A 24,916-nucleotide genomic window follows, 5' to 3' on the forward strand; every position below is an offset into this window, starting at 1 on the left:
AGACTCGGGAGGGTTGGGCTGGCCCGGCATTAACGCGAACGATTCGCAATTGCAAACCTTTGGGAGCCGAAACTACATCGTCACCACGGCCTTGTGCCGGGGTCCACCATGCGACTTGGCGGGAGCCCAGAGCCGCTTGCTACTTGCTCGCGGAAGACTGGGCCCCGCCACAAGGCCGGGGTGACGAAGGTTCTAAGCGACTCCTACTCCCGACCCAACAACACCCGCGCTTGCCCCGCGATCTGCGCGAGCATGGCGGCGTTGGGGACAGCCGATTGGCGGGCGCGGCGGATGAGGTTGGCGAATTGCTCGACGCGGGCTTTGTTGTCCGCCAGCCAAGCATCGACCGCGGCTTGCGGATCGGTGCCTTGGACGCGGCCGAGGAATTCAAGGCGGAGCTGCTGGAAATCGCGGGCCAAGCCGGCGATGAGCAGGCGCTCCCACGGATCGCCGGTGGTGATCCGCGCTGCGGTCGACTGCGCCCAGTCGAGGCCCAGCGCTTGCCCCAGCGAAGTGAAAGCGCGGGTGAGCACGGTCTCGTCGATCTCGCGGCGGACGCCCAGTTCGGCCAAGCCGACTGCACCGTCCAGCTCGAACAGGCGGATGACCTTGGCGACCAGTTCCTTGGTCGCGCCGGCGGCTTCGAGCTTGTCGGCGATGCGATTGGATTGGGCGCGTACTTCGTCGAGTAGCAGCGCCTTGGCCTGGCGATCGAGCGCGTCGATGCCGGGCTTCAGGCGCTCGATGACCTTGGCCGGGCTGGCGCCGGGGCGGGCGATGCGCAGCAAGTCCGCGATCTGGCCGCGCGCGGCGACCGCGACCTCGTCGAGCAAGGCAATGCGCGCGCCTTCGCTGATCTGCGCCGTCTCGACCGCTTCCCAGATCTCGGGCAGCCCGAACAGCCGCTCGGCGACTGCGAACATGCCGGCAATGTCCGCCATCGATGCGCCTTCCTCTTCGGCAAGCTCGAAGGGGTGGAGGACGCCGAGGCGATTGATGACGCGGTTCGCCAGCTTGGTCGCGACGATCTCGCCGCGCAGGCGATGCTCGTCGATCGCCTTGCCGAAGCGCTCCTGCATCGCCTTGGGGAAGGCGGCGTGGAGATCGCTCTCGAGCGCTGGATCATGGCCGAGATTGCCATGCTCGATCGCGTCCTGCAGCGCGAGCTTGGTCGAGGCGAGCAACACCGCCAGTTCGGGGCGAGTGAGCCCACGGCCGTCCTGCGCGCGGCGGAGCAATTCCTCGTTGGTGGCGAGCCCCTCGACGACGCGGTCGAGCCGCCCCGAGGCTTCGAGGATCTCGATGACGCGAACATAGGAGGGCAGCGACACTGCGCCGTCATTTTCGAGGAAGGACAGCGCCAGCGTCTGGAGGCGGTTATCCTCCAGCACGAGATGCGCGACATCGTCGGTCATCGAAGCGAGCAATTGGTTGCGGTCCTCGAATTCGAGGCGGCCCTCGATCATCTCGCGATTGAGCGCGATCTTGATATTGACCTCATTGTCCGAGCAATCGACGCCGGCCGAATTGTCGATGAAATCGGTGTTGATGCGTCCGCCATGCGCGGCGAAGGCGATGCGGCCGGCCTGGGTGACGCCGAGATTCGCGCCTTCGCCGATGGCGCGGCAGCGAAGCTCTTCGGCATTGACGCGCAGGCGATCGTTGGCGGGATCGCCGACATCGCCATGGCTCTCGCTCGCGGCCTTGATATAGGTGCCGATGCCGCCGAACCAGAGCAGGCCGACCTGCATCTTGAGAATCGCCGAGATCAGCGACGTCGGGTCCATTTCCTCGGCGTCGACTCCCAGGAGCGCGCGGACTTCCGGGGTGAGCGGAATTGACTTTTCGGTGCGCGCGAAGACGCCGCCGCCCTTGGAGATCAGCTTGGGATCGTAGTCGGCCCAGCTCGAACGGGGCAGGGCGAACATCCGGTCGCGCTCGATCCAGCTTGCCGCCGGATCGGGATCGGGATCGAAGAAGATGTGGCGGTGATCATAGGCGGCGACGAGCTTGATCGCCTTGGATAGCAGCATGCCGTTGCCGAACACGTCGCCCGACATATCGCCGCAGCCGGCGACGGTGACGGGCTCGGACTGGATGTCCGTGCCGAGCTCGAGGAAGTGGCGGCGGACCGAGACCCAAGCGCCCTTGGCGGTGATGCCCATCGCCTTGTGGTCATAGCCGACCGAGCCGCCCGAGGCGAAGGCGTCGCCCAGCCAGAAATTGCGTTCGGTGGCGATGGCATTAGCGACGTCGGAGAAGGTGGCGGTGCCCTTGTCAGCGGCGACGACGAAATAGGGGTCCTCGCCATCGAGGATCGCAACGCCCTCGGGGTGGATCACCTTGTTCGCGACGATGTTGTCGGTGATCGACAGCAGCGAGCGGATGAAGATGCGGTAGCTCTCGGTGCCTTCGGCGAACCAGGCGTCGCGATCGATGGCGGGCGAGGGGAGCTGCTTGGGATAGAAGCCCCCCTTGGCGCCGGTGGGGACGATGACGGCGTTCTTGACGCGCTGGGCCTTCATCAGGCCGAGGATCTCGGTGCGGAAATCGTCGCGGCGATCGGACCAGCGCAGGCCGCCGCGGGCGACCGGGCCGGCGCGCAAATGGATGCCCTCGACGCGGGGCGAATAGACCCAGATCTCGCGCCACGGCAACGGGGCGGGGAGACCGGGGACCTTGGCCGAGTCGAGCTTGAAGGCGAGCGCTTCGCGGGCGGCAGGAGCGAAGGCGTTGGTTCGGAGCGTCGCCAGCACCACGCCGCGCAGCGCGCGGAGGATGCGGTCGTCGTCGATCGCCGAGACGTCATCGAGCCCGGCATCGATAGCGCGCTTGGCGGCGTCGATGGCGTCGGTGTCGCCACCGCGGGCAGGGTTATGCGCGGCATCGAAGCGCTCGATGAGCGCGGCCGAGACCATGGGGGCGCGGCGCAGCGCGTCGACCACGGTGCCCATGCCATAGCTCATGCCGGTCTGGCGGAGGTAGCGGAACCAGGCGCGGAACAGGACCACCGCGGCCGGGGCCATGCCGCCCTCGACGATCAGGCGGTTGAAGATGTCGTTCTCGGCGGTGCCTTCGAGCACTGCGGCGATGGCGTTTTCGATGATGGTCAGGTCGCCGGCGAGATTGGCCGCAGCGACTTCGAAATCATGGACGAAGGCGCCGCCTGAAAGCTGGGTCGGCACTTCCTCGATCACGCGGAAGCCGAAATTCTCGAATACCGGCACCGCGTCGGACAGCGCTAGTGCGCTGCCCTGGGCATAGAGCTTGATGCGATATTCGCCGTGATTCTTGCCCGGAGTGATGCGCACCGAGCGGTCGCCCGGACTCTCCAGCGTGGCGATGCGGAGGATGTCGCGCGCGGCCTCTTCGGGCGTCGCCGTGGTGCGATAGGCGGCGGGGAAATTATTGGCAAAGCGCAGGGCGAGCCGCGTCGATGCGGCGCCGGCCTGGTCGCTCAGCGCGGCCTCAACCGCAGGCACCCAGCCGCGCATCATCCGCTCGAGCTGGTCGTCGAGCGGGCCGGCATCGGGCATGGTCCCGCCCTGGCGCAAATCGAGCGTGTAGCGCAGCAGGGCGACGACACCGTCCTCCAGCGCGATCGACCAGTTGATCAGCTTGGCGCCTGCTGCCTCTTCAAGCATCGCTCCCACTGCCTCGCGGCGGCTGGTGGTAATTTCGTCGCGCGGCAGCCAGACGAAGGCGAACAGATGCCGCCCGAGCGGGCTCTTGACCAAAGCGAGCTTCGAGCGCGGGCGATCGGCGACCGACATCGACGTGAGCACGAGATGTTCGAGTGACTCAACGTCGAACGCCGTGGTCAGATCGTGCGGCAGCGCCGTCAGCGCATGTGCCATTGCCTTGCCGGTATGGCCGCGCGGATCGAAGCCGAACTTCTGCTCGAGCCGGCTCAGCCGCTCGCGCAGCACCGGCACTTCGTCGGGCGCCGCAAACAGAGCGGCGCTGGTCCACAGGCCGGCATGGATCGACAGGCCCGTCACCTGGCTGCCGGTGACGATCGGCAGCACGACGATGTCCAGCGGCACGCGGCGGTGCACGGTGGAGATCGAATTGGACTTGAGCAGCAGCGGGGATTCGCCCCCTTTACGGAAATATTCCACCGCCGCCTTGCGCGAAGCCTCGGCGAGGATCGGCGTCTCCAGTGTATAGCGCGCGAGGCCGAGCTGATCGCTCGATCCGCCCTCCGCGCTCCAATTCTCGTGCGCCAGCAAGGTCATCGCGCCGTCGTGGAACCAGCGCAGCAGCTTGCCGCCTTCCTTGCTGGGGATCGCCGCCGCATCGGCCGCCATCGCGGTCTGCAGCGCGCGCCAATCGTGCACCGCGTCGCGGACCTGATCGAGCATCCGCTCGAGCTCGGCGACGAGATCGCGCCGGGTGCGCGCATCGCCGCGCTCCATTTCGATATAGACCATTGATTCGCGGCGGGCTTCGGCATCCTCTCCGCCGATCGCGGTCAGCTTGCCCTCCGCGTCGCGCGAGACCGTGATCACGGGGTGCAGGATGCGGTGGATCGCAATGTCGTGGACGCCGATCGCCGAGGCAATCGAATCGACCAGGAAGGGCATGTCGTCGTTGACGACGGCGAGGCGCATCCGCCGGCGCTCGCCCGCCATGAAGGTGGTGAGTGCGATCCGCGGCGTTCCGGCGCCGCGCACCGCGGCGGTCTCGGCGACGAATTCGGCCGCCTCCGCGCGCTCGGCCTCTCCGAAGCCTTCAAGCTCACCCGGCAGCGCCCCTTCGAGGAGCCGCGCTTCGAACGCTCGCGTCAGCGACGTCATCATGTTCTTCATGGAAGAATGCGCTACTCCCCCAGAGTCAGCGCTTCAAGGCTTGTGAACCGGTAACAGGTGAAACTATTTTGCCGTCGGCTTACGCGGCGGCCTTGCGGATGGCGCGTTCGGTGAGCGGACTGTCGGCAACCTGCGCGACGATATCGAGCCCGTCGCCGCCTTTGCGCGCAAGCAGCACGACAAATTCGCTGGCCGCCGAAAGATCGACATGCGCGATCGGCGGGCGGCTGCGTAATTCCTGGGCGATCTGCGCAAACAGATCGGGCTTGGCGGCGGGGCGGCGATGCGCACGCTCGGCGGCGACCACGCCCTTGATCCCGCCCTCTGCCATATCGAGGAAACCGTCGAGCCCGCCCGAAGGCACCCGGCTGCGCTTGGCATGGCTGAGCACGGCGGCGAATTCGGTAAGGCGGGTCTTGTCATAATCGGCGCCGAAGACAAGCTTGACCGCGGGGGTCATCGGCGCGCGCGCCTGGACCTTGAGACCGGCATCCTGGAGCAACTCGGCATAGCCGACCTCGTCGCTTTCGGCGGCAAGCGCGAAATCATAGCCGCGTGCCAGTGCGCGATAGAGCGACGAGCGGCTGCGCGTATCCGAAGCGCGCGCGGCGGCGGCCGATTCGCGGGCGAGCATCAGGCGATCCGCCAGCGACGAATCCGCTGGCAGCGACGCATCGGAGGCTGGCTCCGCGATCACCAGATCGTCGGTCGAATCGAAGCCGGCGCTGGGGCCATCGGCCCAGACCGGTGCCGCGGCGACCGGCGCAGGCGCGGCGCGGCGCGATTCCTCGATCTCGGCATTGAGCTTAGCCTGGGTGGCCGCATCGACCAGCTCCTTCCAGTTGATCACGCCATAGATGAAGTCGATCTGCTCGCCGTTGGACGAGAAGGGCATGAGGATGCCGCGATACATGGTGTTGTGCCCGCGCGTGCCGACGAATTCGGCCTCGAAGCCGATCGGTGCGCGATTGGCGATGATCTGGAGATAATGGTCGGTCAGGCGCGACAGCAAGGAGCGACTGGGCACCTGGCCGACATGGGTGAGGATCGGATCGACTCCGGTTTCTTCGCGCAGAGCCTTGCCGAGGAAGCGAATCGCTGGATCGTCGACGCCCTTGGAGAAATCGAGCAGCACCGAATGCGCCCCGAAATCGGCGATATTGCCGGGATCCAGATCCTCGATCGACGGATAGGGCCGGCCGTGGAGCAACGACACCCAGTGATTATAGGCGCGGACATGCATCCGCCGCTCGTCGGTGCCGATATCTAGCGGGCGATCGGAAACGGCCTCATTGGGCTCGCTTTCCCCCCGCCAAGCGGATCATTGATGCCGCGAGACATATCCATGCACATGCTCCACTCCGGGCGAACAATGCCCTTGCGTCCTTATTCGAGCGAGTTGTGCACCCCATGTGGTAAACGCCGCGTAAAGTCGGTGCGCAAAGGCGCGCATGCAAAACAACGCTTTGGCAACGCTTGTCAGCTAGAGAGACTGCTGGTAAGCGCGCCGCTCCTCGGGGGCGATGCCTTCGATACCAGGCCGCTTTAGCTCAGCTGGTAGAGCATCGCATTCGTAATGCGGGGGTCACAGGTTCGAGTCCTGTAAGCGGCACCATTTCCCTATTCGCCAATGTGCGCCAGCGGTTGCAAAAACCCGCGGAGATCTGCCAAAAATTCGTTGGAAACGGTCGCGATCGGGCGCGGCCGTGCGTCAACATTCGCGGTCCGCTGGGGGTATGTCAGGGGGTATTTTCCAAAGGGCATTTTAAAATACCCTCAGATTGCGCGGGCGATGGAGAACGGAGGTGCTCAATGGCATTGACGGCGACAGCGTTGAAGAACGCGAAGTCCAAGGCAAAACCGTATAGATCGAGCGTGACCGGCTGATCTCCTTGAACGAGGTCATGATTCTGGTCGGCCTGGGTAGGACGACCATTTACAAGATGATCGGGGAGCGCAGTTTTCCGGCCTGCGTGAGGCTGGGGCGTGCGTCTCGCTGGATTGAGCGCGAAGTGCTGATCTGGCAATGCGCACAGATTGCTGCCCGAAACGAAAGCCAGTGACCGTCGGACAATGGCTGGCGTCTAGCGAGCGGAATGCCGGCGATGCGAACGGACGGTGGCTCCCCGAGTTGGGATCACGCGTGCATATGACGATAAGCCTCTTGCGATGGACTCTTGGCGGCCGAATTCGAGGTCTTATCGAGTTTGGAAGGGCAGCTGTGCGCCCTAATTGCCGCCGTTCGCGTTCAGATCGCCCGGCGTCCAAATCGGACGGTCCGCGCAGTAGGCAGGGGCGCTCAACTGTATGTCTGCAAGTGGGGGGAAGCTGCCACTTAGGGCTGGAGCAATTTCGAGGCCGCTCTCGATTGACGGATAACTAGCTTTCTAACAGACTCGCCGCAACATTGGCAGCAGATGCTTGGGGACAGGATATGTTTCAATCCAAAGGGGCTAAGAGTATCAGCACGCTTGTCGCGGCCATGGCCTCAGCAGCATTGATCGTAGGTGTCGCTGCTGCCGAACCCGAACACGCGAATCCCGAAGGCTTCGTCGCCACGGGCTACAAGCGCGGAGCAGCTATTGCGGGCGACTTGAAAGCTGATCGCCTGCTAGGACCGACTGCTATCTGGAATGGTAACGCCTTCTGGCAGATCCATACTTTCTGCTCCTCCATGCATTCATCAGAATCTGCTCGCCTGTTGCAAAACGGCGGTGCCACCGCACAAGTCGCCGAGCAGAACAAATTAGCAAGCATGTATTTGAAGCGAGCGGTAGATCGTCTCATCGCTGATCGCAAAATCGACCAAGCCGCAGCGTTGAAGGGGTTCGTAGAGGCCGAAGAGGTTTACTGGGTCACCCATTTCGCTGGCAGGGATTGGAGTCTCGCGCTGGAAGCGGCGAAATGTCGATTAATGTCAGGCCGCGATCCGAACTCAGTCCGCGCTGCCGGCTAAGGCAACGACTGCAACTGGGTCGTTTGCCGACTGGCCGCCGTCGGGAAGCCGCAGCCAGCGCCGCGACGGCGTAAACTGCGTGGAAAGTTGCCGTTGCCAAACGCTAAAGGCTGAGGCTGTAGGTGGAGGACTAGAGGCGAAATGGTGAACGTCAGAAAACCGATTTGTATGGCCGCTGGGGCAATGCTCGCTTTCGGGCAGGCGCACGCCTCACCATTTTGCGAAGGGTTCGAAAAGATCGCCCGCGCTGGGATGGAGCCGTCGCCCTTCGCCTCTCTCAAAGGGAAGCCGATCAAGGGCGAGGGTCAGGCATTTGCCGCGAAATCCAGCCTACCTGGCTTTACCCAATGCAAGATTACCGCGATCCTTACTCGCTTCGAATGCTGGACCATGGGCCTGAACGAGGCGTCAGCCGCCGCCCTGGAAGCAAGCACGAAACAGGAGCTAGAAACGTGCCTTGAACAGAAAATGGTGCGGGATGGCAGTATTTCTCTGGAACCCTGGGCGTTGCGGCAAGGCCCGGGGACCTATCCGCTTATCACCTTAAACAAGGTTGCAGGATCGACCGGTACGATGGTCTATGTAGATTTGCAGATCAAAAGGTGAAGTCGTGCCGAGGGTCGTGCTGTCCGAAACAACCGAGAATGAAAGGTTGCGCGAAGGTCTCGATTGGGCGCTCGGCGTGAATGTCCACTTCAAGAAGCCCGAGGAAGCGCGCCTTCGCCGAGGAGGTAGAGGCGAAGCTCCTGAGGTCCATTAAGCAGCATTTTGACGGTGCCCGCGACAGCCGGGGCTAATGTCCGCTTCCCACCCAATTCCAGCCATTGCCGGCGGATCACGCCGCGCCAAGAGCGGTCGGGCCCGTGACGACCCAGTTGCGGACATTCATTGAACGACCAGCGGCCTGCCTACATAAGCTATCGCCTTCTCCGCAATTTGATCGGTGGTGCCGATGAAGTCGATAGGCCCGTCATAAGCAATGGCGTTCCCCGGCATTCCGCGCGGACCGGAATTCGGAAGTACCACCATGGTCATGCCGCCGGCCTTATGAATAGCTGCGAGCCCACGTGAGCCGTCGTCCAACGATCCCGACAGCACGATCCCGATGGCGCTCTCGCGAGCAAACTTCGCGAGCGAGCTGAATAAGAGGTCGACGGTGCGATTGCGATGCGCCCGGCTGGGGTCATGATCGAGTGCCCCGAAGCTGTTGCTTACCAGATGCAGGTGTGAGCCCGGCTCACCTATGTAACAGACGCCTCGCTCAAGTTTCATGTCGTTTTCGGCAAGCAGGACGGGCATGAGCGTGGTGCGCTGGAGGATCGCTTGCAGGTTGCTCGGCTTGTCGAATGGCCGATGCAGAACGACCATCACCGTCGCCTTCGAAAGTTCTCCCAAAGCGCTCACCAGGCGCTTCAAGTCGATCAATCCCTCCGCCCCTGAAGCGCCGATGGCGATGAAACAGTGGTCTGTGCGTGAAACGGCGAGCGCCTCGAAACAGTTTTTCATTGATCCTTATCAACATCGCGAGACACCTGCGCAATCGCTGAGCAACCGCTTTCCACCCAATTCCAGACATTCGGTCCGGCGCTTCGTGGCAGAAGCGAGTTGGTAGGCGCGACGCATGACCAAGCCGATTATCCTTTTGGCGTGCCTCGCGCTCGGCCTGCCCGGCGGCGCTGACGCAGGACCAATGGGGCTCGCCAAGCGTCGCCACGCAAATGGCCCCGGCGAACGAGAGCGCCACTGGCAAGGGCTTTACTCCCACGCCTTGGGGCGAAGGAGGCCGACCTGCAGGAGGGCGGGGAAGGCACGGTCGAAATCTAAATATTTTCCGGTAATTCAATCCTGATGACCGCGCTTTGCGACGATGCCCGCGCCGATTTGGACACGCAGGTGTTGGACCCGAAGGGCAAGACCGTCGACGCAGACGTCGCGAGCGACAATGCTCCGACCGCGCTGTTCACCGCCTCGGCCGAAGGCTTCTTCAAAATACGATTGATGATGGTGAAAGGCTCGCGGCCAAGCTGCGCGGTCGGTGTGAAGGGCTTTTACAAAAAGGGTACACCGCGGGTCCAAGTTGCCAGCGAGGGACGGAAGGCCATGCCGAAGATCATGGTCGTCGCTGCGGACAAGCTCCGATGATGTTGGTAGGACTCACCGGATTCGGCCCTCCTTCCAGCCTGACCAAGCTCGAAGCCGCTGCTGCTGCTGCAGGGCTCACCGTCACCGCGCGCGTAGTCGGGAGGAGCAGATCGACAATACGACCATCGTTTTCGGGGTCGGAAGCGATGCTGCCCGCGCGCGCGATTTCTATCGTAAGACCACTCATGACGGGTTCGGCTTTCTGATGGTTCAGCCGCTCATTGTCAGCCCCGACGTCCCGCTGGGCCGCGTTACCAGCGCGGACGTACAGGACGTGGATTCGGACAAGGTGAAGGAACTATAGAGGTGCTAATCGAGCGCAGACCGGGACGTGGCCGACGGGTTGGGGCACTCACGCCCAGTGCCCGCAATTGAACTCCGTCGCGGTCACCGGGGCGGCTGTAGTTCGCGTACTTCCGGCGATAGCGTTGACGTGACTGAAGTTGGCGAGGGGAAGCGCGTACCCGCGATAGCGGCGTTCGACTTGCGCCGCGTCTGCTGTTGTCTCCGCACCTATTACAAATCGCGTTAACGTTGGAGGGCTCGCTTGACGGGCCGCAGACTGTGGCACAGCCTGTGCCATAATTGTCTCGGAGACCGGTTATGCTGCTGCGCCACATCCTGGTTTCACTCCTGATTGCTGCCGGGACAGTTTCGATGCCCGCGTTCGCCCAAAGCCCAACCGACCTGACCGAGAGGGTCAAGGCGGGTGAAGGCTGGCGTACGACCGCTGTGACCCGCGGCGAGATTGCCTCCTGCTGGGCGACGCTAACCGTGCTTCGCGCTCACGTCGCCGACAACGGTCGCGGGAGCCTTCCGGCGCATTACACCACCGCCGATCTTGACCGCCGGGTCGCGGAGTGGAGCAAGGCTATGGACGTAGCCTTTGCTGATCAGCCTGAATACCGCAAGGAGGACGCCGACGAAGCGCTTGCTGCGGCTCGGCGCGACATCGAGGGGACCGGGCTCGGGTCGCGCGCTGAGCAAGCGGGCGGGTGCACGAGGCTTCCCGGCGCGCCGCCGCCCACATCCGCGCCCCTCCCCATTGCCGCTTCGACGGCAGCGGCACCAAAACCCCTTTCCGCGGCATCCGGGCCGGCGACTGTCAAAGCGATGGCGCCTGACACGAACATTGGCTGGAGCGTCGCGCTTGAACGCAAATGCGCCGCGCGGGACGCAGTTGCCTGTTGGCAGCTTGGCGAGGCACATGAGCTTGGGCGCGGCACCCTAAAGGATACAGCCAAGTCATTCACCGCGTTCTCCGGCGCCTGCAAAGGCGGCATCGCGGAGGCATGCTTCATCGCCGCTAAGGTCAAAGGACAGGGCGAGGCACCAGCGGACCAGGCCGCCGCCTTCGCGCTGTACAAAGCGGGCTGCGAGGCGGGGTCCGGAGATTCATGCTTGTGGACAGCAGTTCGGACTGAAACCGGGCGCGGTGCGGCCAAAGACGAAGAGCTCGCGATGACGATCTATGATCGCGCCTGCTCGCTGCGCGAGGGGCGTAGCTGCCTGTACATGGCGCAGCTCTGGGGGAGCGGAGAAAACGTCTTCAAACGCACCGACGGACCGTTGGCGCTGAAATACGCGGCCGCCGGGTGCAATGCCGGATCGGGAGAATCGTGCGGACTCGCTTCGCACCTCGCAAAGGGAAATTACGGCGCGCCGCGCGATCTCTCTGCGTCGGATCTCTATGCCGCGAAGGGTTGCGAGCTCAACCATTTCGGCGGCTGCATGAATCTCGGCTTCGCAGCGAATGAGCGCAAGCAGCACATGGAGGCGCTCCGCTGGTATCGCAAAGCCTGCGCGCTCGGCGGTCAGCAGAACAGCTGTCAGGCGGTTCGCACGCTCGAAACATACATGGCGGACGTAGCGGCAGGCGGCGCCGCGCGGCGCCGGTGGGACGAGGCGCAGGCAGCGGGCGGGCTCGCCGTCGGGCAGTTGCTGGCCGCAGGCGATTATGCGGGCGCGATGCAAAAGGCCGCCTATGTCATGGGAAGCGTCGACGAGGTCAATCGCGTGCTCCTTGCGTCATCGTCCGCGGGCCGCATCGCCGACATTCCCGACATTTACTTCGTTACCTTCCAAACGTGGCAATTGAACTCGCGCGCTCGAATGATCTTCGATGCCGAGGCGCGGGCGCGCGTGCAGCGTCAACGCCAGGAATCGCAGATGCGACGGGCTTCGGCGGCGTCCGCGCGATCGGGCTGGGGATCGGGATCTAGCTGGGGCTCATTCAGCTCCACCATCACGCCTGCGACCTATGCGGCCATACCGAGCATCAGCGAAAGTGCGATCTACAAGAGCGCGCGTGAGAACGTGAGTCGAAGCTATTGCAGTGCTGGCTGGGGCTGCCGCTAAGGCCGCCCGCTACCGGCGCGGACTCCTTGAATTGGCCGATGCGGCATTATTGCAGGGGGTCTGTAAGCGTTAGCAGGGGAAAACAAACGACTGCTTTCGGATCGTCCCGGACGACACAGGAAACGGCCGTTATTGGGGCGCGTTGCTGACTGGCAGGTTTTGGGCCAAGAATGGCCGAGCCATTCTCGGCCGGTCGCCGAGCAGCTGCTTTCAGGTAACGGAGTGCGATAGCCACCATCCGACACGCTTTCCCGCTGTTCCGATCGCCACGTGCCACATCGGGCACGCGTCGGCGTGGCGACTGGCCTTCGGCTCGTGAAACGATCGACAAGTCTAGATCGCGACGGCTACGCGGATCTGTTAGGCAAGGGGCTCAATCTAGGTTTGTCGGCCGCGATCACGTAATTGAGCCCGCTAAGGACGCAAAAACAAGATGTCCTTTGCTCCACCCCAAAGTAGATCGCGACCAAGGGCTGGCAGGTGCTCCACCCCTGTGGTCAGGCGCAGAAACGGATTACCTGCAAGCTGGCCTGCCTTGCTGGCAAAGCGGGTGGGTCCGTAAGCAAGCAAGATTTCAGTTTCGCTTACGCCGCCAGGAAAGAGCAGGAAATCCCCTGGGGCTGGAAAGCTGGTCGGGTTCTCTGGCGGAAGCGCGAAGTCAGTGTTCCCAAGCGGAATCCAGGCCGCCTCTCCACTCCAACGGACATGAATGATCCGCTTCCGGTAAGGCAGCATCGAAAGAAAGCGCTCGCAGGTCAGTGGCGCAGCACTGAAATCCAGGTCGGCGTCGAACATCCTGTCGCCGATCGTTACGCATACCCGGCGCTCAAGCGCATTCGGCTCCGGTACCAGACTGACATCTGCAGCCGGCATGTTCATGCCGCGATTTCAGTCGCAACCTGGGCTGGCGTGCGCCCTAGCACAGCCCGGAACGATCGGATCATATGACTTTGGTCGCAAAACCCTGCTTCGAGCGCGATCTGTGCATGCGTTGCCGCGTCCGCACGCAGCATCGCGGTGGCTTGTTCCACGCGACGGCGGCGCAAGGTCTCCCCCACACCCTCTCCAACCGCGCGCCGGTATCCATGGGCGAGCCAACCGGGATGCATTCCCAGGCGGTTAGCGATCTCAATGGTGGAAAGTGGGCTTTCGGCCTGCAGCATATCCGCTACTTGCGAAACCCAGTCGGGCGCTGGTTCGACCGGCTGCTGTAGCGAACCCTCGATAAGCCTTCGTGTCGCTGCGGTGAGTAGCGCCTGGTCTTGGCACCCCTGCATCCACAGTGCAGCAAGCTTACGTGCCGAAATCGCGATTGGACCTCCGATCCAACACTGCACCGGCAACAGATCGCGGGTGTTCAGACCAACCCATGATGGATCGAACTCGATATCAATCTGCTCGGCTCCTGCATCGCTCACCACGCTACCATGGGGGGCGCCCGGCGCATGGAGCACAGCCGCCGGCGAGCAAATCCGTGTAGTGCCCATCTCGCTAATCTTCGTGTAGTCGCCCGCGATGAAGAGTGACAGGATGGGCCAGTCATGACTGTGTTCGCTAACGAGGGCGCCGCCCTTGTCCACGATCCGAACCGCGCGTGCGCCTGAGACCGTGGCGATCTCGTTCTCGATGTCCCGCGGATCTCGAGCCGAGCCGTCGCGGCTGACCATCATGCCTGCCATTCGCATCCTCATCGTTCGCGCGGCGTGAGCAACGCCCCTAGCCGATCAACCTCAGTTGGGACTCGCTCGAGCCGCGGATACCGAAGACCCCCTTTGTAATTCAAGGAGATCGCGCGATCTCTGCCCCGATTGTTCACTGTCAATCGGATCGGGTTTGTCCCTTGACGGTTGGCCTGTATCGCGGCTTCGAGGCGCTGCGCGGTATATGGTTCCCCGTTCACGGTCAGGATCGTCGCACCGGGGGTGATCTCCGCTGCGAAAGCGGGACTGTCCCACACCACCTCGGTCACCGAACCGGCGGTGCCTGCGCGCAGCACCAGCCCGAGCGAGTTGCGCAGATCGGTCCGGTTGGTTCGCCTTTCGTGTTCAGCATAGGCCGGCGTCGGTACGGCACGGAAAGCAAGGCGGTAACCGGACCTGTTGAGCCAAGCTGCCGGTACATTGGGCGTTACTTCGTGAACGCGTGCATTGAGGAAGCTCGCCCAATCGTAGGGCTGGACGCGGTTCAAGGCCACAACGACGTCGGTAAAGGTATATAGCGCCGGCCGTTCGCCGCCACCGGCGAAAAACGTGCGGGCAAAATCGTCCAAGCTGCGTTGCTCGCCGGACAGTTCGCGGATCAGGCCATCCGTCTCGATCCACATGAGATCGGCTTCGGAGTAGCTGTCGCTGAGCGAGCGGCGCCAGCTCGGCCACGGCTCCTCGACCAGATCACGCGTGATGATCGCGTCATTGCCGGTATCGCCAAGCGGACGCCACCTGCGTCCCGGTTGGGCCTCGTAAAGGGCCGCGAGACGCGCGAATACGTCGAACACTTGCTCGCGAGTCATCAGCCCACTTCTGGCTGCAAGCACAAAGCCCCAAAACTGCGTCTGCCCCTCGTAGAGCCACAGCATCGAGTTGCGCATCGGCTGGTTGAAGTCGGCAGACCAGAGGTCGGCAGGCCGACGCGCCTTGCCATTCCAGGAATGTGCAAACTCATGGGGAAGCAGCGCTCCGCCGGTCCAGTTAGAGAGATAGTCGGTCGGTCGCGTGTTTTCGCTCGATCCGAGATGTTCGGTCCCGATACCGCCCATCTCCTTCGTCAGTGCGAGCATGAACCGGTAACTTCCAAACGGGGGAGCGCCGAATAGACGGCCCGCCTGTTCCACCAGACGCCTGTGCGCCGCGACGGCGCCTATGCCGGGCGCAAGATACTCGGGGGAGTCTGCGACGACGTCGAGGAAAACCGGGGCGTTATCGATCTGGCCGAGCTCGAAGCGCTTGAAATGCGCCCCGGCGAAAACTGGGGAATCGATTAGAGTTTCGAAGTCCAGCGGCCTGAAATGGACCACGTCGCCGCTGCGGCGCATGACCTCGAGCTGCGAGCTTAACTGCCATCCGGCGGGCAGTCGCACGCTGGGTTCGATCGAAATTCCGCGCGAGTAATAGCCAGCGGGTGTGGCTGCCAGGGAGAACCACTGGAGATTCAGCATTGCCGGCGTCGCAACGACGCGCCCCTGCTCGGGGCTGGTCGGCGTCAGATACTGAAACTCCACCTCGATCTGGCGCGCGTCTAGTGGAACCTCGATCCGAAACGCGTGCATGTCTACGGGATCGCGCGTCCACGCGATGCGGCGTCCGTTTGCGCTGACGACCAGCCCGGCGAGCCCTTCTAGGCGCGCGGTCGGCGCATGATTGCCGGGAACCCATTTCGGGAAGAGCAGCGTCAGCGCGCCGGCGCCGCGCACCGGCACAATCTCGCGGACGCGAAAGATTCCTCGCTCCACGTCCCTGGCGTCCACGGCGAGGCTGATCGTGCCCGGATAACGAAGGTCGCGAGGGTGCCAATCGGACGCGGGCGCGATCTGCCCAAGCGTCACGCTCGGGGCCACGCACGCCAAGGCCAGCAACAGACTTCTGCCCAAGGTTTGCAACTTTGCCAATTCCATCTCCGCGATCAGCCAGGAATGGCACCCTCGACCCGCCATCGTATTGGACAATTCAAAGGCGGAAGTCCCTCGTGGCCGGCACGCGAGAATGAGTTACCTTCGAATCGTCCAATCCGCCGATACCGAAGCCGGTAAAGATGCGGATTCAACAAGCAAGGATTGTGTCTTGAAGCCGCTGATTCCCCTTTGTTTCGCGTTCCTTGTTGCCGGATGCGTCGCTACGCCACCACCAGGGAATCTGCGCGGACCGGTGGTAGCTGCGCACCAGCATCTCCTCAGCCCGGAATTCGCCCTGATCGTAAAGGACGAGCCGATTGACGCTGCCGCTCTGCTGCGAATGATGGATGCAGCGGGATCGAAGCGCGCCGTCATCCTCTCGATGGGATATTCGTTTTCGGACGAGCGCAAGCAGCTGAGCAATCCCGAGGCGCGCACGCGGCAGGAAAATGACTGGACCGCCGCGCAGGTTGCGGTTGCGCCGGCCAGGTTGCGCGGCTTTTGCGGCGTCAATCCGTTGATGCCTGGCGCCTTGGCCGAAATCGAGCGCTGCAACCGCCTTCCGGGAATGCGCGGGCTCAAGCTCCACTTCGGCAATAGCGGCGTGACCTTGCGTAACGCCGATCACGTCGCCCGCATGCGCGAGGTCTTCGCACTCGCGGACCGCTTGAGAATACCTATTGCGGTGCACCTTAGGTCGCGCGGCGGTGCTGGTTATGGACCTGAAGATGCGCGGCTCTTTATCGACAAGCTGCTCCCGGTGGCACCGCACATTACCGTTCAGATTGCGCACCTTGCCGGTGCTGGACCAGGTTATGACGAGATCGCGAATTCGGTCCTGGGGGTTTTTGTCGATGCGATCCGCGCCAAGGACGCGCGAACGCGCAGCCTGATCTTTGATCTTACGACGGTGGTAGCCCCCAATTCGACTCCGGAAGACGGTGCGCTGCTTGCGGCGCGAATTCGCAGCATCGGGCTGGATCGGGTCGTATTCGGTTCAGATTTCCCGATCGCAGGAAATCCGCCGCTGGCCGAAGCCTGGGCATTGTTCCGCGCGAAGGTTCCGCTCTCAGCCGCTGAGATTGCACACATAGCGAGGAACGAACCTCCTTATCTACGCAAATGAGATGGGAGATGAAGCTGGCGCATGCCACTTACCTCGCCGATCGAAATGCATTCATCCGTCCGCCCGAAGTCATTCGGCTCGGGCTGTCTGGGCTGGCGGCGTGGACCTCGCTGACCGGATGTGCCGCGACAAGCCTTCAGGGAACACAAGAAAGACTCGTCTCAACGGTCGCGCCTGAGATCAGCCGATATGCCGATGATTTGAAGCGCCAGGGGTTTTCGGGTGCGATCCTCGTCGCGCGGCGAGGAGCGCCGATCTTATACCAAGGCTTTGGCTGGGCAGATCGTGAAGAGAAACGAGCAATTCTGCCGACCACCGTCTTCCATTTCGGTTCGATATCCAAGCCTTTCACTGCGACCGCCGTTCTAAAGCTTGTTCAGCAAGGTAAGCTTTCTCTTCGAGATCCTGTCTCGCGCTTCTTCACCAATGTCCCCGCGGATAAGGCGGGCATCACCATCCACCATCTGCTGACCCATTCGTCCGGCCTCGCCATGACCAATGGGCGCTGCACCGACGCGACTACGCGCGATACCTACATCGCGAGCGTCTTGGAGACCCCGCTACTTTTTGCGCCCGGCGAGCGCTACTCGTACTCAAATCAAGGGTTCAATCTGCTTGCTGCGATCGTCGAGCAAGTGAGTGGCCAACCCTATCATACGTTCCTTCGCAATGAAGTCTTACGCCTGGCCGGGACGCCGATGCTTGGATTTACGCTGCCAACTTGGCCGCGCGAGGCGATTGCAATTGGCTATCGAAATGGAAGCCGCTGGGGCACGGTTTATGAGAAGGTATACGGCTATGATGCTTGGCCGGTGCGGCAACGAAGCGGACGAGAATGGTGTGGCATCGGCGCCTCCTCAATCAACGGATCGATCTCGGATCTCTACCGGTGGTATCGCGCGCTGGCATCCGGCAAGATACTAAATCGCGCCATGCTCAAGCTTCAGTTTACTCCACACGTTAAGGAAAAGGCGGATTCGTCTTCCTCAAGCTATTATGGATATGGTTGGACGACGCGGATGTCTTATGGCCACACCATGTGGGGCCACAATGGAAGCGTGATCGATATTTTTTCATCCGATCTCCGGGTATTCGACCGAGACACGGTGGTGATTACAATGGCGACCTCGCAAGCCGAGGGATTCGACGCATCAGTAATGGCAGACCGGATCGCTAAGATCCTTTACAACAAGACCTAGCCCCCACCCGCCGTTCGCTAGGTGGGGACGCGCGATCCGAGCGAGACATGTCACCCCTCAGCGAGTGGACCGTCAGGCCCATTGTCGCGCTGTTACACCGAGGATGGGCCGGAAGCCCTTGGATTGCGGTTCGGCAAGCGACGATCCCCGAAGTGCTATCGTCGTTTTAACATAGCCGTTTTGCACACAACGCCGTCAGATGGTCCGCCGTTGTAAGGCAGCTTTCGGGATCGCCGGGCGCACAAGTTGAACGGCGACAATTGGGCGCTTAGCGGCCAAGTGTGGCCTGGATGAATGACCGTCTGTAGTTGGGAAGCGGGAAGCCCAGAAAAATGAAACCCAACGCGCTTCGGTTTCTGGAGAGCGCTTGCTCTAACGTTCGCGGTTAGAGCAGGGTTTAAACCATGCCCCTTCAAGAGGCTCTGCTGCGCGGCAAAAGCGGATGCGGCGCCTGCAAAATTGTGACCGAGCAAACTCACCCCCCGCAAGACTCCCGAACGATCAGCTCGGTCGGCAGGCGCTTGCTTTCCTGGTGCTCGCCGTCGTCCATGATCCGGGAGACCAATAGCCGGCCGGCTTCGAATGTGTCCTGGCGGACGGTGGTCAGGGTGGGGGTGCTCAGGCGGCTGAGCAGCATGTCGTCATAGCCGACCACGGAGACCTGCTGCGGCACAGAGATGCCGCCCTGGCGCAGGGCCTGCATAGCGCCGAGTGCGATGAGATCGCTGGCGGCGACGATGCCGTCGAACTGAACGCCGCGTCGCAGCAGGCCGCTGACGGCGGCATAGGCCGATTCGAGCTCGAACTCGACCGCCACGATCCGCTCCGGATCTTCCTCGAGGCCGCTTTCGGCGAGTGCGCTGAGATAGCCGCGGCGGCGCTGGGTGGCTTCGGGATCGCTGCCGCCGAGGAACAGGATCTTGCTGCGGCCGAGCCGGGCCAGGTGCCGCGTGGCGCGGTGGCCTCCGCGCAGATTGTCGGTGCCGATCGAGCAATAAAGCTGCCCGGGAAGCTGCGCGCCCCACACCACGAAGCGGGCATTGGTCGCCGCCAACCGGTTGAACTCGTCGTGCAGCGTGCTCTGGCCGAGGAAGATGACGCCATTGGCGCGGCTGGTGGTCGTCGCGACCACCAGATCCTCATAATTCACCGGGGAGGCGTGGCTGACGGTGAAGTCGCAATCCCGCTCGCGCGCGGCTTCGCCGATATTGGCGAGCAGTTCGAGGAAGAAGGGGTGCGAAAGCGGCAGCGGGCGCCCGCGGGTAACGGGCGTGACGATCGCGATCGATCCGACGGCGCCGACCGGCGCGCTGGGCATGCTCAGCTTGAACGGGTAATCATGATCGCGCGCCAGCTGCCAAATGCGCTGCTTGGTGCGCTTGCTGATCAGCGGGTGATCGTTGAGCGCGCGCGACACGGTCGACACCGACACCCCTGCCAGTTCCGCCAAATCCTGCAGAGTCGTGCTGTTATTGCTATTGCTGCCCATCGCATCCAAGCTGCCTGAAGGGCCGCGTTCGGCAGTCATGAAGCATCGAGAGGGGTCCTTTGCAAGTAAGCGGGGAGGGACCGGGCGAAGCGGCGCGATCGCCGCGCCTGCCCGGCAGATGGCTTCTCTGGAACATGTGCCTCGGTCTGTTCGGGGTGCAGGTCGTCTGGGGTCTCCAGAACGTCAACACCAGCCGCATCTTCCAGACACTGGGCGCGAATGTCGACGAACTGGCCCTGTTGTGGATCGCGGCGCCGATCACCGGGCTGCTGGTCCAGCCGGTGATCGGCCACCTCAGCGACCGGACCTGGACGCGGCTGGGCCGCCGGCGGCCATATATCCTGGCCGGGGCATTGCTGACCGGGCTGGCGCTGCTGGCGATGCCGAGCGCCACGACCCTGTGGTCGGCCTCGCTGATGCTGTGGGTGCTGACCGCCTCGATCAACGTGGCGATGGAGCCGTTCCGCGCGCTCGTCGCCGATACCCTGCCCGAGCCCCAGCGCACTTCGGCTTATGCGTTGCAGGTGTTCTTCATCGGCGCCGGCGCGGTATTCGCCTCCGCGCTGCCATGGATGCTGACGCAATGGGCCGGGCTGAGCGCCACTTCGACATGGAGCCCGGTCAGCGCCGCTTATGCCATCGGGGCCGTCGTGCTGCTGGCGACGGTCGGTTGGACCGTCGCGACCACGCCCGAGCGCTCCCCCGGCGAGCTCATCGCCAATGCCGATCCTTCCGATCATCCCGAAGTGCCCAGCGCCAGCGGATCGGCGGCGCTCAAGCTTAGCGGCCTCGGCTGGATGCTGGGCGGCGCGGCGCTGGCGCTGGCGACGTTCCTGCTCGAGGCCGCGCGCGAGCTCTATCTGGTGGCGGGGATCGCCGCGGTGTTCGGGCTGCTCCAGCTTGCCGCGGTGATGCTGCGGCGGACGGGGCGCACCTCGATCGGTGTGGTGGTGATCGTTGAGGACATTCTTCACATGCCGCCCGTGCTCAAGCGACTGGCGCTGGTGCAGTTCTTCACCTGGTTCGGGATGTTCGCTTTGTGGGTCTATGCGATCCCGGCGATCGCCGCGCTCGACTTCGGCACGCTGGATGCGTCCTTGCCGGCTTATGCGGAGAGCGCCGATTGGGTGGGCATGCTGTTCGCCGAATATAATGCCGTTGCCGCGTTCGCGGCGCTGACGCTGCCGCTGATCGCGCGGAGTCTCGGCCGGCGGGGCTGCCATGCCTTGTGCTTGGCCTGCGGCGCGCTGGGAATGTTCGGCTTTGCGACCTTCCACGATGCCGCCAGCCTGTGGCTGCCGGCAATCGGCGTCGGGGTGGCCTGGGCAGCGATCCTGTCGCTGCCCTATGCCATGCTGTCCGACGGCGTGCCGGCGCAGAAGATGGGGGTTTATATGGGCATCCATAACATATTCATCGTCCTGCCCCAGCTGGTTGCGGCCGCGAGCCTGGGTTTCATCATGCGCACCTTGTTCGCGGGGCAGGCCGCCGGCGCATTGCTTGCCGCTTCCGCTTCATTGGCAGTCGCCGCATGCCTCGCGCTTACCATCCCGAAAGCTCCCCGCTGAATTTATGCAAAATTGCATAAAGTGATTCGCGGTGCAAGTGCGCTGTTGCACACTAACATCGAACCTCGGCGCCCAATACCGCATATTACCTTTATAATTCAACGCTGACAGCGTTGTAAGAAGCCTATTGCGCTCAATGCAAATATACGCAATATTGTGCAACGAACTGGACGCGGGTCAAGCCGTGCGTCCGCCAACGCATCCGCGGCAAATGCGGAGCTACCAGGGGAGGGGTGCATGACAGCGCTCAAATCGGGACGTGGGTTTCGGACACTCAAGGGCGGCGCGTCGCTATGCGCGCTGATCGCCATCGGCCTTGCCGGCGCAGCGCAGGCGCAGGACCAGACGGCCGCCAGCGCGGTGCAGGATGAGGGTACGCAGGACGAGAGCGTCGTCATTGTCGGCGTCCGCGCGGCGCTTGGCACTTCGCAGAACATCAAGAAGAACAGCGACACCTTCGTCGATTCGATCACCGCGACCGACATCGGCGCCTTCCCCGACAAGTCCGCCGCCGAAGCCTTGCAGCGCGTGCCGGGTATCACGGTGGGCCGGCTCCAGTCCGCCGACGACAGCACGCACCCCTCGGGCGAGCCCGCCAGCGTGCTGATCCGCGGGCTCACCCAGGTCCGCACCGAATTCAACGGCCGTGACAGCTTCTCCGCCGACAGTGCCCGCGGTCTGCAGTTCAACGACGTATCGCCCGAGCTGCTCGCCGGCGTCGACGCCTACAAGAACCAGACCGCCGAGATGATCGAAGGCGGCATCGCCGGCACGGTCAACCTGCGTACGCGGCTGCCCTTCGACCAGAAGGGCCTGCTGATCACCGGCAATGCCAAGGCCAATTATGGCGACCGTTCGGGCAAATGGACTCCCGAATTCTCCGGGCTGATCAGCAATAGCTGGGAGACGCCGGTCGGCCGCTTCGGCCTGCTCGCATCCTATGCTTGGAGCCATGTCATTACGCGCACCGAAAGCGTGATCATGGACAAGATCGACACCTATTGCTCGGCAGGCTTCGGCACGCCGCAGGCGGCTTCGATCACCAATGGCGCGGTAAATTGCACTGCCAACCCGTTCGGCGGCACCGGCTTCCGCTATGCGCCGGACGGCATCCGCTATTCGGAAGTCGACTACGATCGCAAGCGCCACGGCATGTCGCTCGCCGCGCAATTCGAGAGCACCGACGGCTCGGTTCGCGCCAATGTCCGCTATCTCGATTCCCACTATCGCAATGCCTGGTACGAGCGCGCCAGCCATACGATCCTCGACGGCAATTATTTCGGCACGCCCGCCTTCAATCCGCGCACCGGCACGACCCTGGGCGCGGCCGACGGTACGCCGGCTCTGGTGTTCGGCGCCGATGGCATGCTGCAATCGGGCGTGCTGACTCAGCCGCACGGCAGCTTCAGCGGCACCTGGGAAAGCGTGCAGGCGGCGATCAACGCGGGCTCGGCGGTACCGGGCATCCCGTTCGTCAACAATTGCGCGGCGCCATCGGTGTGCACCACGCTGCGCGACGGCCTGTATCTCCAGAACGAAGCGCGCAACTTCGCGCACAAGGAAGGCACGCGCGACTTCTCGGGCAACATCCAGTGGGACATTAGCGACCGGCTGCACCTAAATCTGGACGGTCAATATGTCAGCGCCTCGACCTATAATAATGACATCATCGTCACGACCGGATCGATGGCGAATTTCCAATATAGCGTGAACGAGGACGGCACTCCGCAGGTCAAGCTGCTGCCCGGCTCCAACGTCAATTACGCGGCGGGCAATCTCGCCAATCCGCACAATTACTGGCTGCCCTTCATCCAGGGGCATGTCGAGGACAATGACGCGACTGAGACCGCGCTGCGCGGCGACCTGGAATATGAGCTCGGCGAAGGCAGCTGGATCGACTCGCTCAAGGTCGGCGTGCGCTACGCCGACCGCAAGCAGAAGGTCCGCTATTCGACTTTCAACTGGACGCCGATCGCCGCGAACTGGAATTGCAACGGCCCCGGCTTCAACATCGACAACACCACGGGCGGCGCATACCCGACCAACACCGGAAATTGCGGCGGCAATACCGGCCATCCCCCCTTCCAGGGCTATGGCGCCGGGATCTGGGAAAGCTACAACATGAACGGCTTCTATGATGGAGCCGTCTATGAAAATGGCCCGCTGGTCTTCATGAACCGCGCCACGCTCAACGATTTCGGCAAGCTGATCACCTCGGTCGGCGCGCGCACCAATTCGCCGCTCCCACCGGGATATACGGCGATCTGCGACCGCATCGAAGCGACCGTCGACGACTGCTTCACTCCGGGCGAAGTGCTCGAGGTGCGCGAGCGGACCACCGCCGGCTATGCGATGCTGCGCTTCGGCGGCGACGACAAGACGATCGGCGGCATGAGCGTGGTTGGCAATATGGGCGTCCGCGTCATCAAGACCCGCGAAGACAGCGTCGGCAGCGTCGCCTTCCCGGCGGCGTCGATCTTCACTGGCCTGCCGGCCTGCGGCACGCCGCTTTCTGGCACTGCGATCGTCAATCCGCGCTGCTATGTCACCCCGGCGCTGCTCGCCTTTGCTAATGGTGGCGTCACGCCCAACACCTATCGCGGCTCGCACACAGAATGGCTGCCGAGCTTCAACGTGCGGCTTGGGCTGGACGACAAGAACTTCATCCGCTTCGCTTATTCGCGGGCGATGGCGCGGCCCGATTTCGGCTGGCTGCGCAACAGCGTTTCGATCAACGCGCCGGTGATCAACACCGGGCCGGACTCGCCCTATATCGTCTATAATTCGCCGACTGCGGCGCACACTGCGGCGAACGTGGTTGGCTACAACTTCGTGTTCCAGGCGAATTCGGGCAACGCCGCGCTGCAACCGATCATGTCCAACCAGTTCGATCTGTCGTTCGAACGCTATATGGGACCAAGCAGCAGCTTCACGCTGACCGGCTTCTACAAGAAGCTGGAGAACACAGTCAGCTATGGCCAGTTTGCGCGGACGATCAGCAATGGCGCATCTTCGCAGACCGTCCAGATCCTCGGGCCCAGCAATACCAAGAATGGCGGCGAGCTGATGGGCTTCGAAGCGGCCTTTCAGACCTTCTTCGACTTCCTGCCCGGCGCGCTGAAGGGCTTCGGCACGCAGCTCAACTACACCTATGTGAAGCAGAGCGGGATCAGCAATTCGAACCTGATCAATGCTTCGTCGGGCGGCGATGTCGGCGCATTTGGCGCGGGACAGCAGGCGCTGGGCGGCACCGGCAATGTGATCGACTCGCATCGCCTCGCGGGCATCTCCGATCACACGTTCAACGCTGTCCTGCTCTATGAGCGTGGCCCGGTGGGCGCTCGCGTCGCCTATAATTGGCGCTCGCGTTACCTGACCCAGAACCTCGATTGCTGCATCGGTCTGCCGGTGTTCCAAAAGGCGAACGGCTTCCTTGATGCATCGCTGCGCTTCTCGGTGAACCGCTTCCTCGAACTCTCGGTCGACGGCTCGAACCTGCTCAACACGACCTCGGTTTATCAGCAGCAGATCTTCGGCGACTCCCCGGCCACGCCGGGCGCCAAGCCGGTCTATCGTGACTCTGCCTGGAGCCGTGTCGATCGCCGCTTCCAGGTCGGCGCACGCGTCAAGTTCTGATCCTCCCTCCCGCGCCGCTGTGAT

General features: G+C 63.1%; 16 protein-coding genes and 1 tRNA gene. 10 read left to right on the forward strand and 7 right to left on the reverse strand.

The annotated features are described in order from the left end of the window. Positions 1-203 precede the first annotated feature (203 nt). Both ACZZZM_RS06665 and ACZZZM_RS06670 read right to left on the reverse strand, forming a co-directional pair. Entirely contained in the window at positions 204-4,811 is a 4,608-nt protein-coding gene (locus ACZZZM_RS06665) for an NAD-glutamate dehydrogenase (protein WP_463594322.1), read from the reverse strand. Positions 4,812-4,890: 79 nt separating this feature from the next. Continuing rightward, on the reverse strand, positions 4,891-6,054 hold the full coding sequence (locus ACZZZM_RS06670; protein WP_463594323.1) for a PAS domain-containing protein: 1,164 nt from the start codon (positions 6,052-6,054) through the stop codon (positions 4,891-4,893). A 296-nt stretch (positions 6,055-6,350) separates the two neighbouring features. Here ACZZZM_RS06670 and ACZZZM_RS06675 point away from each other — a divergent pair. From ACZZZM_RS06675 to ACZZZM_RS06690, 4 genes are all read left to right on the forward strand, one after another. Further along, positions 6,351-6,426, forward strand: a tRNA-Thr gene (locus ACZZZM_RS06675). A 271-nt stretch (positions 6,427-6,697) separates the two neighbouring features. Then, positions 6,698-6,874 carry a helix-turn-helix transcriptional regulator gene (locus ACZZZM_RS06680; RefSeq protein WP_463596400.1) on the forward strand — a complete coding sequence of 59 codons (177 nt, stop codon included), beginning with the start codon at positions 6,698-6,700 and terminating at the stop codon, positions 6,872-6,874. Positions 6,875-7,245: 371 nt separating this feature from the next. After that, entirely contained in the window at positions 7,246-7,767 is a 522-nt protein-coding gene (locus ACZZZM_RS06685; RefSeq protein ID WP_463594324.1) for a hypothetical protein, read from the forward strand. A 141-nt stretch (positions 7,768-7,908) separates the two neighbouring features. Beyond that, entirely contained in the window at positions 7,909-8,373 is a 465-nt protein-coding gene (locus ACZZZM_RS06690; protein WP_463594325.1) for a hypothetical protein, read from the forward strand. Positions 8,374-8,652: 279 nt separating this feature from the next. Here the strand turns inward: ACZZZM_RS06690 and ACZZZM_RS06695 are convergent, their stop codons facing one another. Continuing rightward, entirely contained in the window at positions 8,653-9,273 is a 621-nt protein-coding gene (locus ACZZZM_RS06695) for a chemotaxis protein CheB (protein ID WP_463594326.1), read from the reverse strand. A gap of 342 nt (positions 9,274-9,615) precedes the next feature. Here ACZZZM_RS06695 and ACZZZM_RS06700 point away from each other — a divergent pair, with 342 nt between their 5' ends. Both ACZZZM_RS06700 and ACZZZM_RS06705 read left to right on the forward strand, forming a co-directional pair. After that, the gene (locus tag ACZZZM_RS06700; RefSeq protein ID WP_463594327.1) at positions 9,616-9,909 is read left to right on the forward strand and encodes a hypothetical protein; all 294 of its coding nucleotides are present in this window, start codon (positions 9,616-9,618) and stop codon (positions 9,907-9,909) included. Positions 9,910-10,512: 603 nt separating this feature from the next. Further along, positions 10,513-12,267 carry a tetratricopeptide repeat protein gene (locus ACZZZM_RS06705; protein WP_463594328.1) on the forward strand — a complete coding sequence of 585 codons (1,755 nt, stop codon included), beginning with the start codon at positions 10,513-10,515 and terminating at the stop codon, positions 12,265-12,267. Positions 12,268-12,681: 414 nt separating this feature from the next. Here the strand turns inward: ACZZZM_RS06705 and ACZZZM_RS06710 are convergent, their stop codons facing one another. The 3 genes from ACZZZM_RS06710 to ACZZZM_RS06720 all read right to left on the reverse strand — a co-directional run bounded on the left by ACZZZM_RS06710 (position 12,682) and on the right by ACZZZM_RS06720 (position 15,928). Continuing rightward, positions 12,682-13,062, reverse strand: coding sequence for a DUF3830 family protein (locus ACZZZM_RS06710; RefSeq protein WP_463594329.1), 381 nt, complete (start codon positions 13,060-13,062; stop codon positions 12,682-12,684). Positions 13,063-13,142: 80 nt separating this feature from the next. Continuing rightward, entirely contained in the window at positions 13,143-13,946 is an 804-nt protein-coding gene (locus ACZZZM_RS06715) for a helix-turn-helix domain-containing protein (RefSeq protein ID WP_463594330.1), read from the reverse strand. Positions 13,947-13,954: 8 nt separating this feature from the next. After that, positions 13,955-15,928 carry a M61 family metallopeptidase gene (locus ACZZZM_RS06720; RefSeq protein WP_463594331.1) on the reverse strand — a complete coding sequence of 658 codons (1,974 nt, stop codon included), beginning with the start codon at positions 15,926-15,928 and terminating at the stop codon, positions 13,955-13,957. 115 nt (positions 15,929-16,043) lie between these two features. Here ACZZZM_RS06720 and ACZZZM_RS06725 point away from each other — a divergent pair, with 115 nt between their 5' ends. Next, entirely contained in the window at positions 16,044-17,000 is a 957-nt protein-coding gene (locus ACZZZM_RS06725; protein WP_463594332.1) for an amidohydrolase family protein, read from the forward strand. Between the two features lie 8 nt (positions 17,001-17,008). Further along, the gene (locus tag ACZZZM_RS06730; RefSeq protein ID WP_463594333.1) at positions 17,009-18,199 is read left to right on the forward strand and encodes a serine hydrolase domain-containing protein; all 1,191 of its coding nucleotides are present in this window, start codon (positions 17,009-17,011) and stop codon (positions 18,197-18,199) included. Between the two features lie 475 nt (positions 18,200-18,674). Here ACZZZM_RS06730 and ACZZZM_RS06735 read toward each other — a convergent pair whose 3' ends face one another. Beyond that, entirely contained in the window at positions 18,675-19,727 is a 1,053-nt protein-coding gene (locus ACZZZM_RS06735) for a LacI family DNA-binding transcriptional regulator (protein ID WP_463594334.1), read from the reverse strand. 95 nt (positions 19,728-19,822) lie between these two features. Between ACZZZM_RS06735 and ACZZZM_RS06740 the strand changes: the two genes are divergently transcribed. Further along, positions 19,823-21,256 (forward strand): MFS transporter, encoded by a 1,434-nt coding sequence (locus ACZZZM_RS06740; protein WP_463594335.1) that lies wholly within the window; start codon positions 19,823-19,825, stop codon positions 21,254-21,256. Positions 21,257-21,493: 237 nt separating this feature from the next. Beyond that, positions 21,494-24,892, forward strand: a complete 3,399-nt coding sequence (locus ACZZZM_RS06745; protein ID WP_463594337.1) for a TonB-dependent receptor — start codon at positions 21,494-21,496, stop codon at positions 24,890-24,892. Positions 24,893-24,916 lie beyond the last annotated feature (24 nt).

It is taken from the genome of Sphingomonas sp. AC522 (assembly GCF_979258125.1).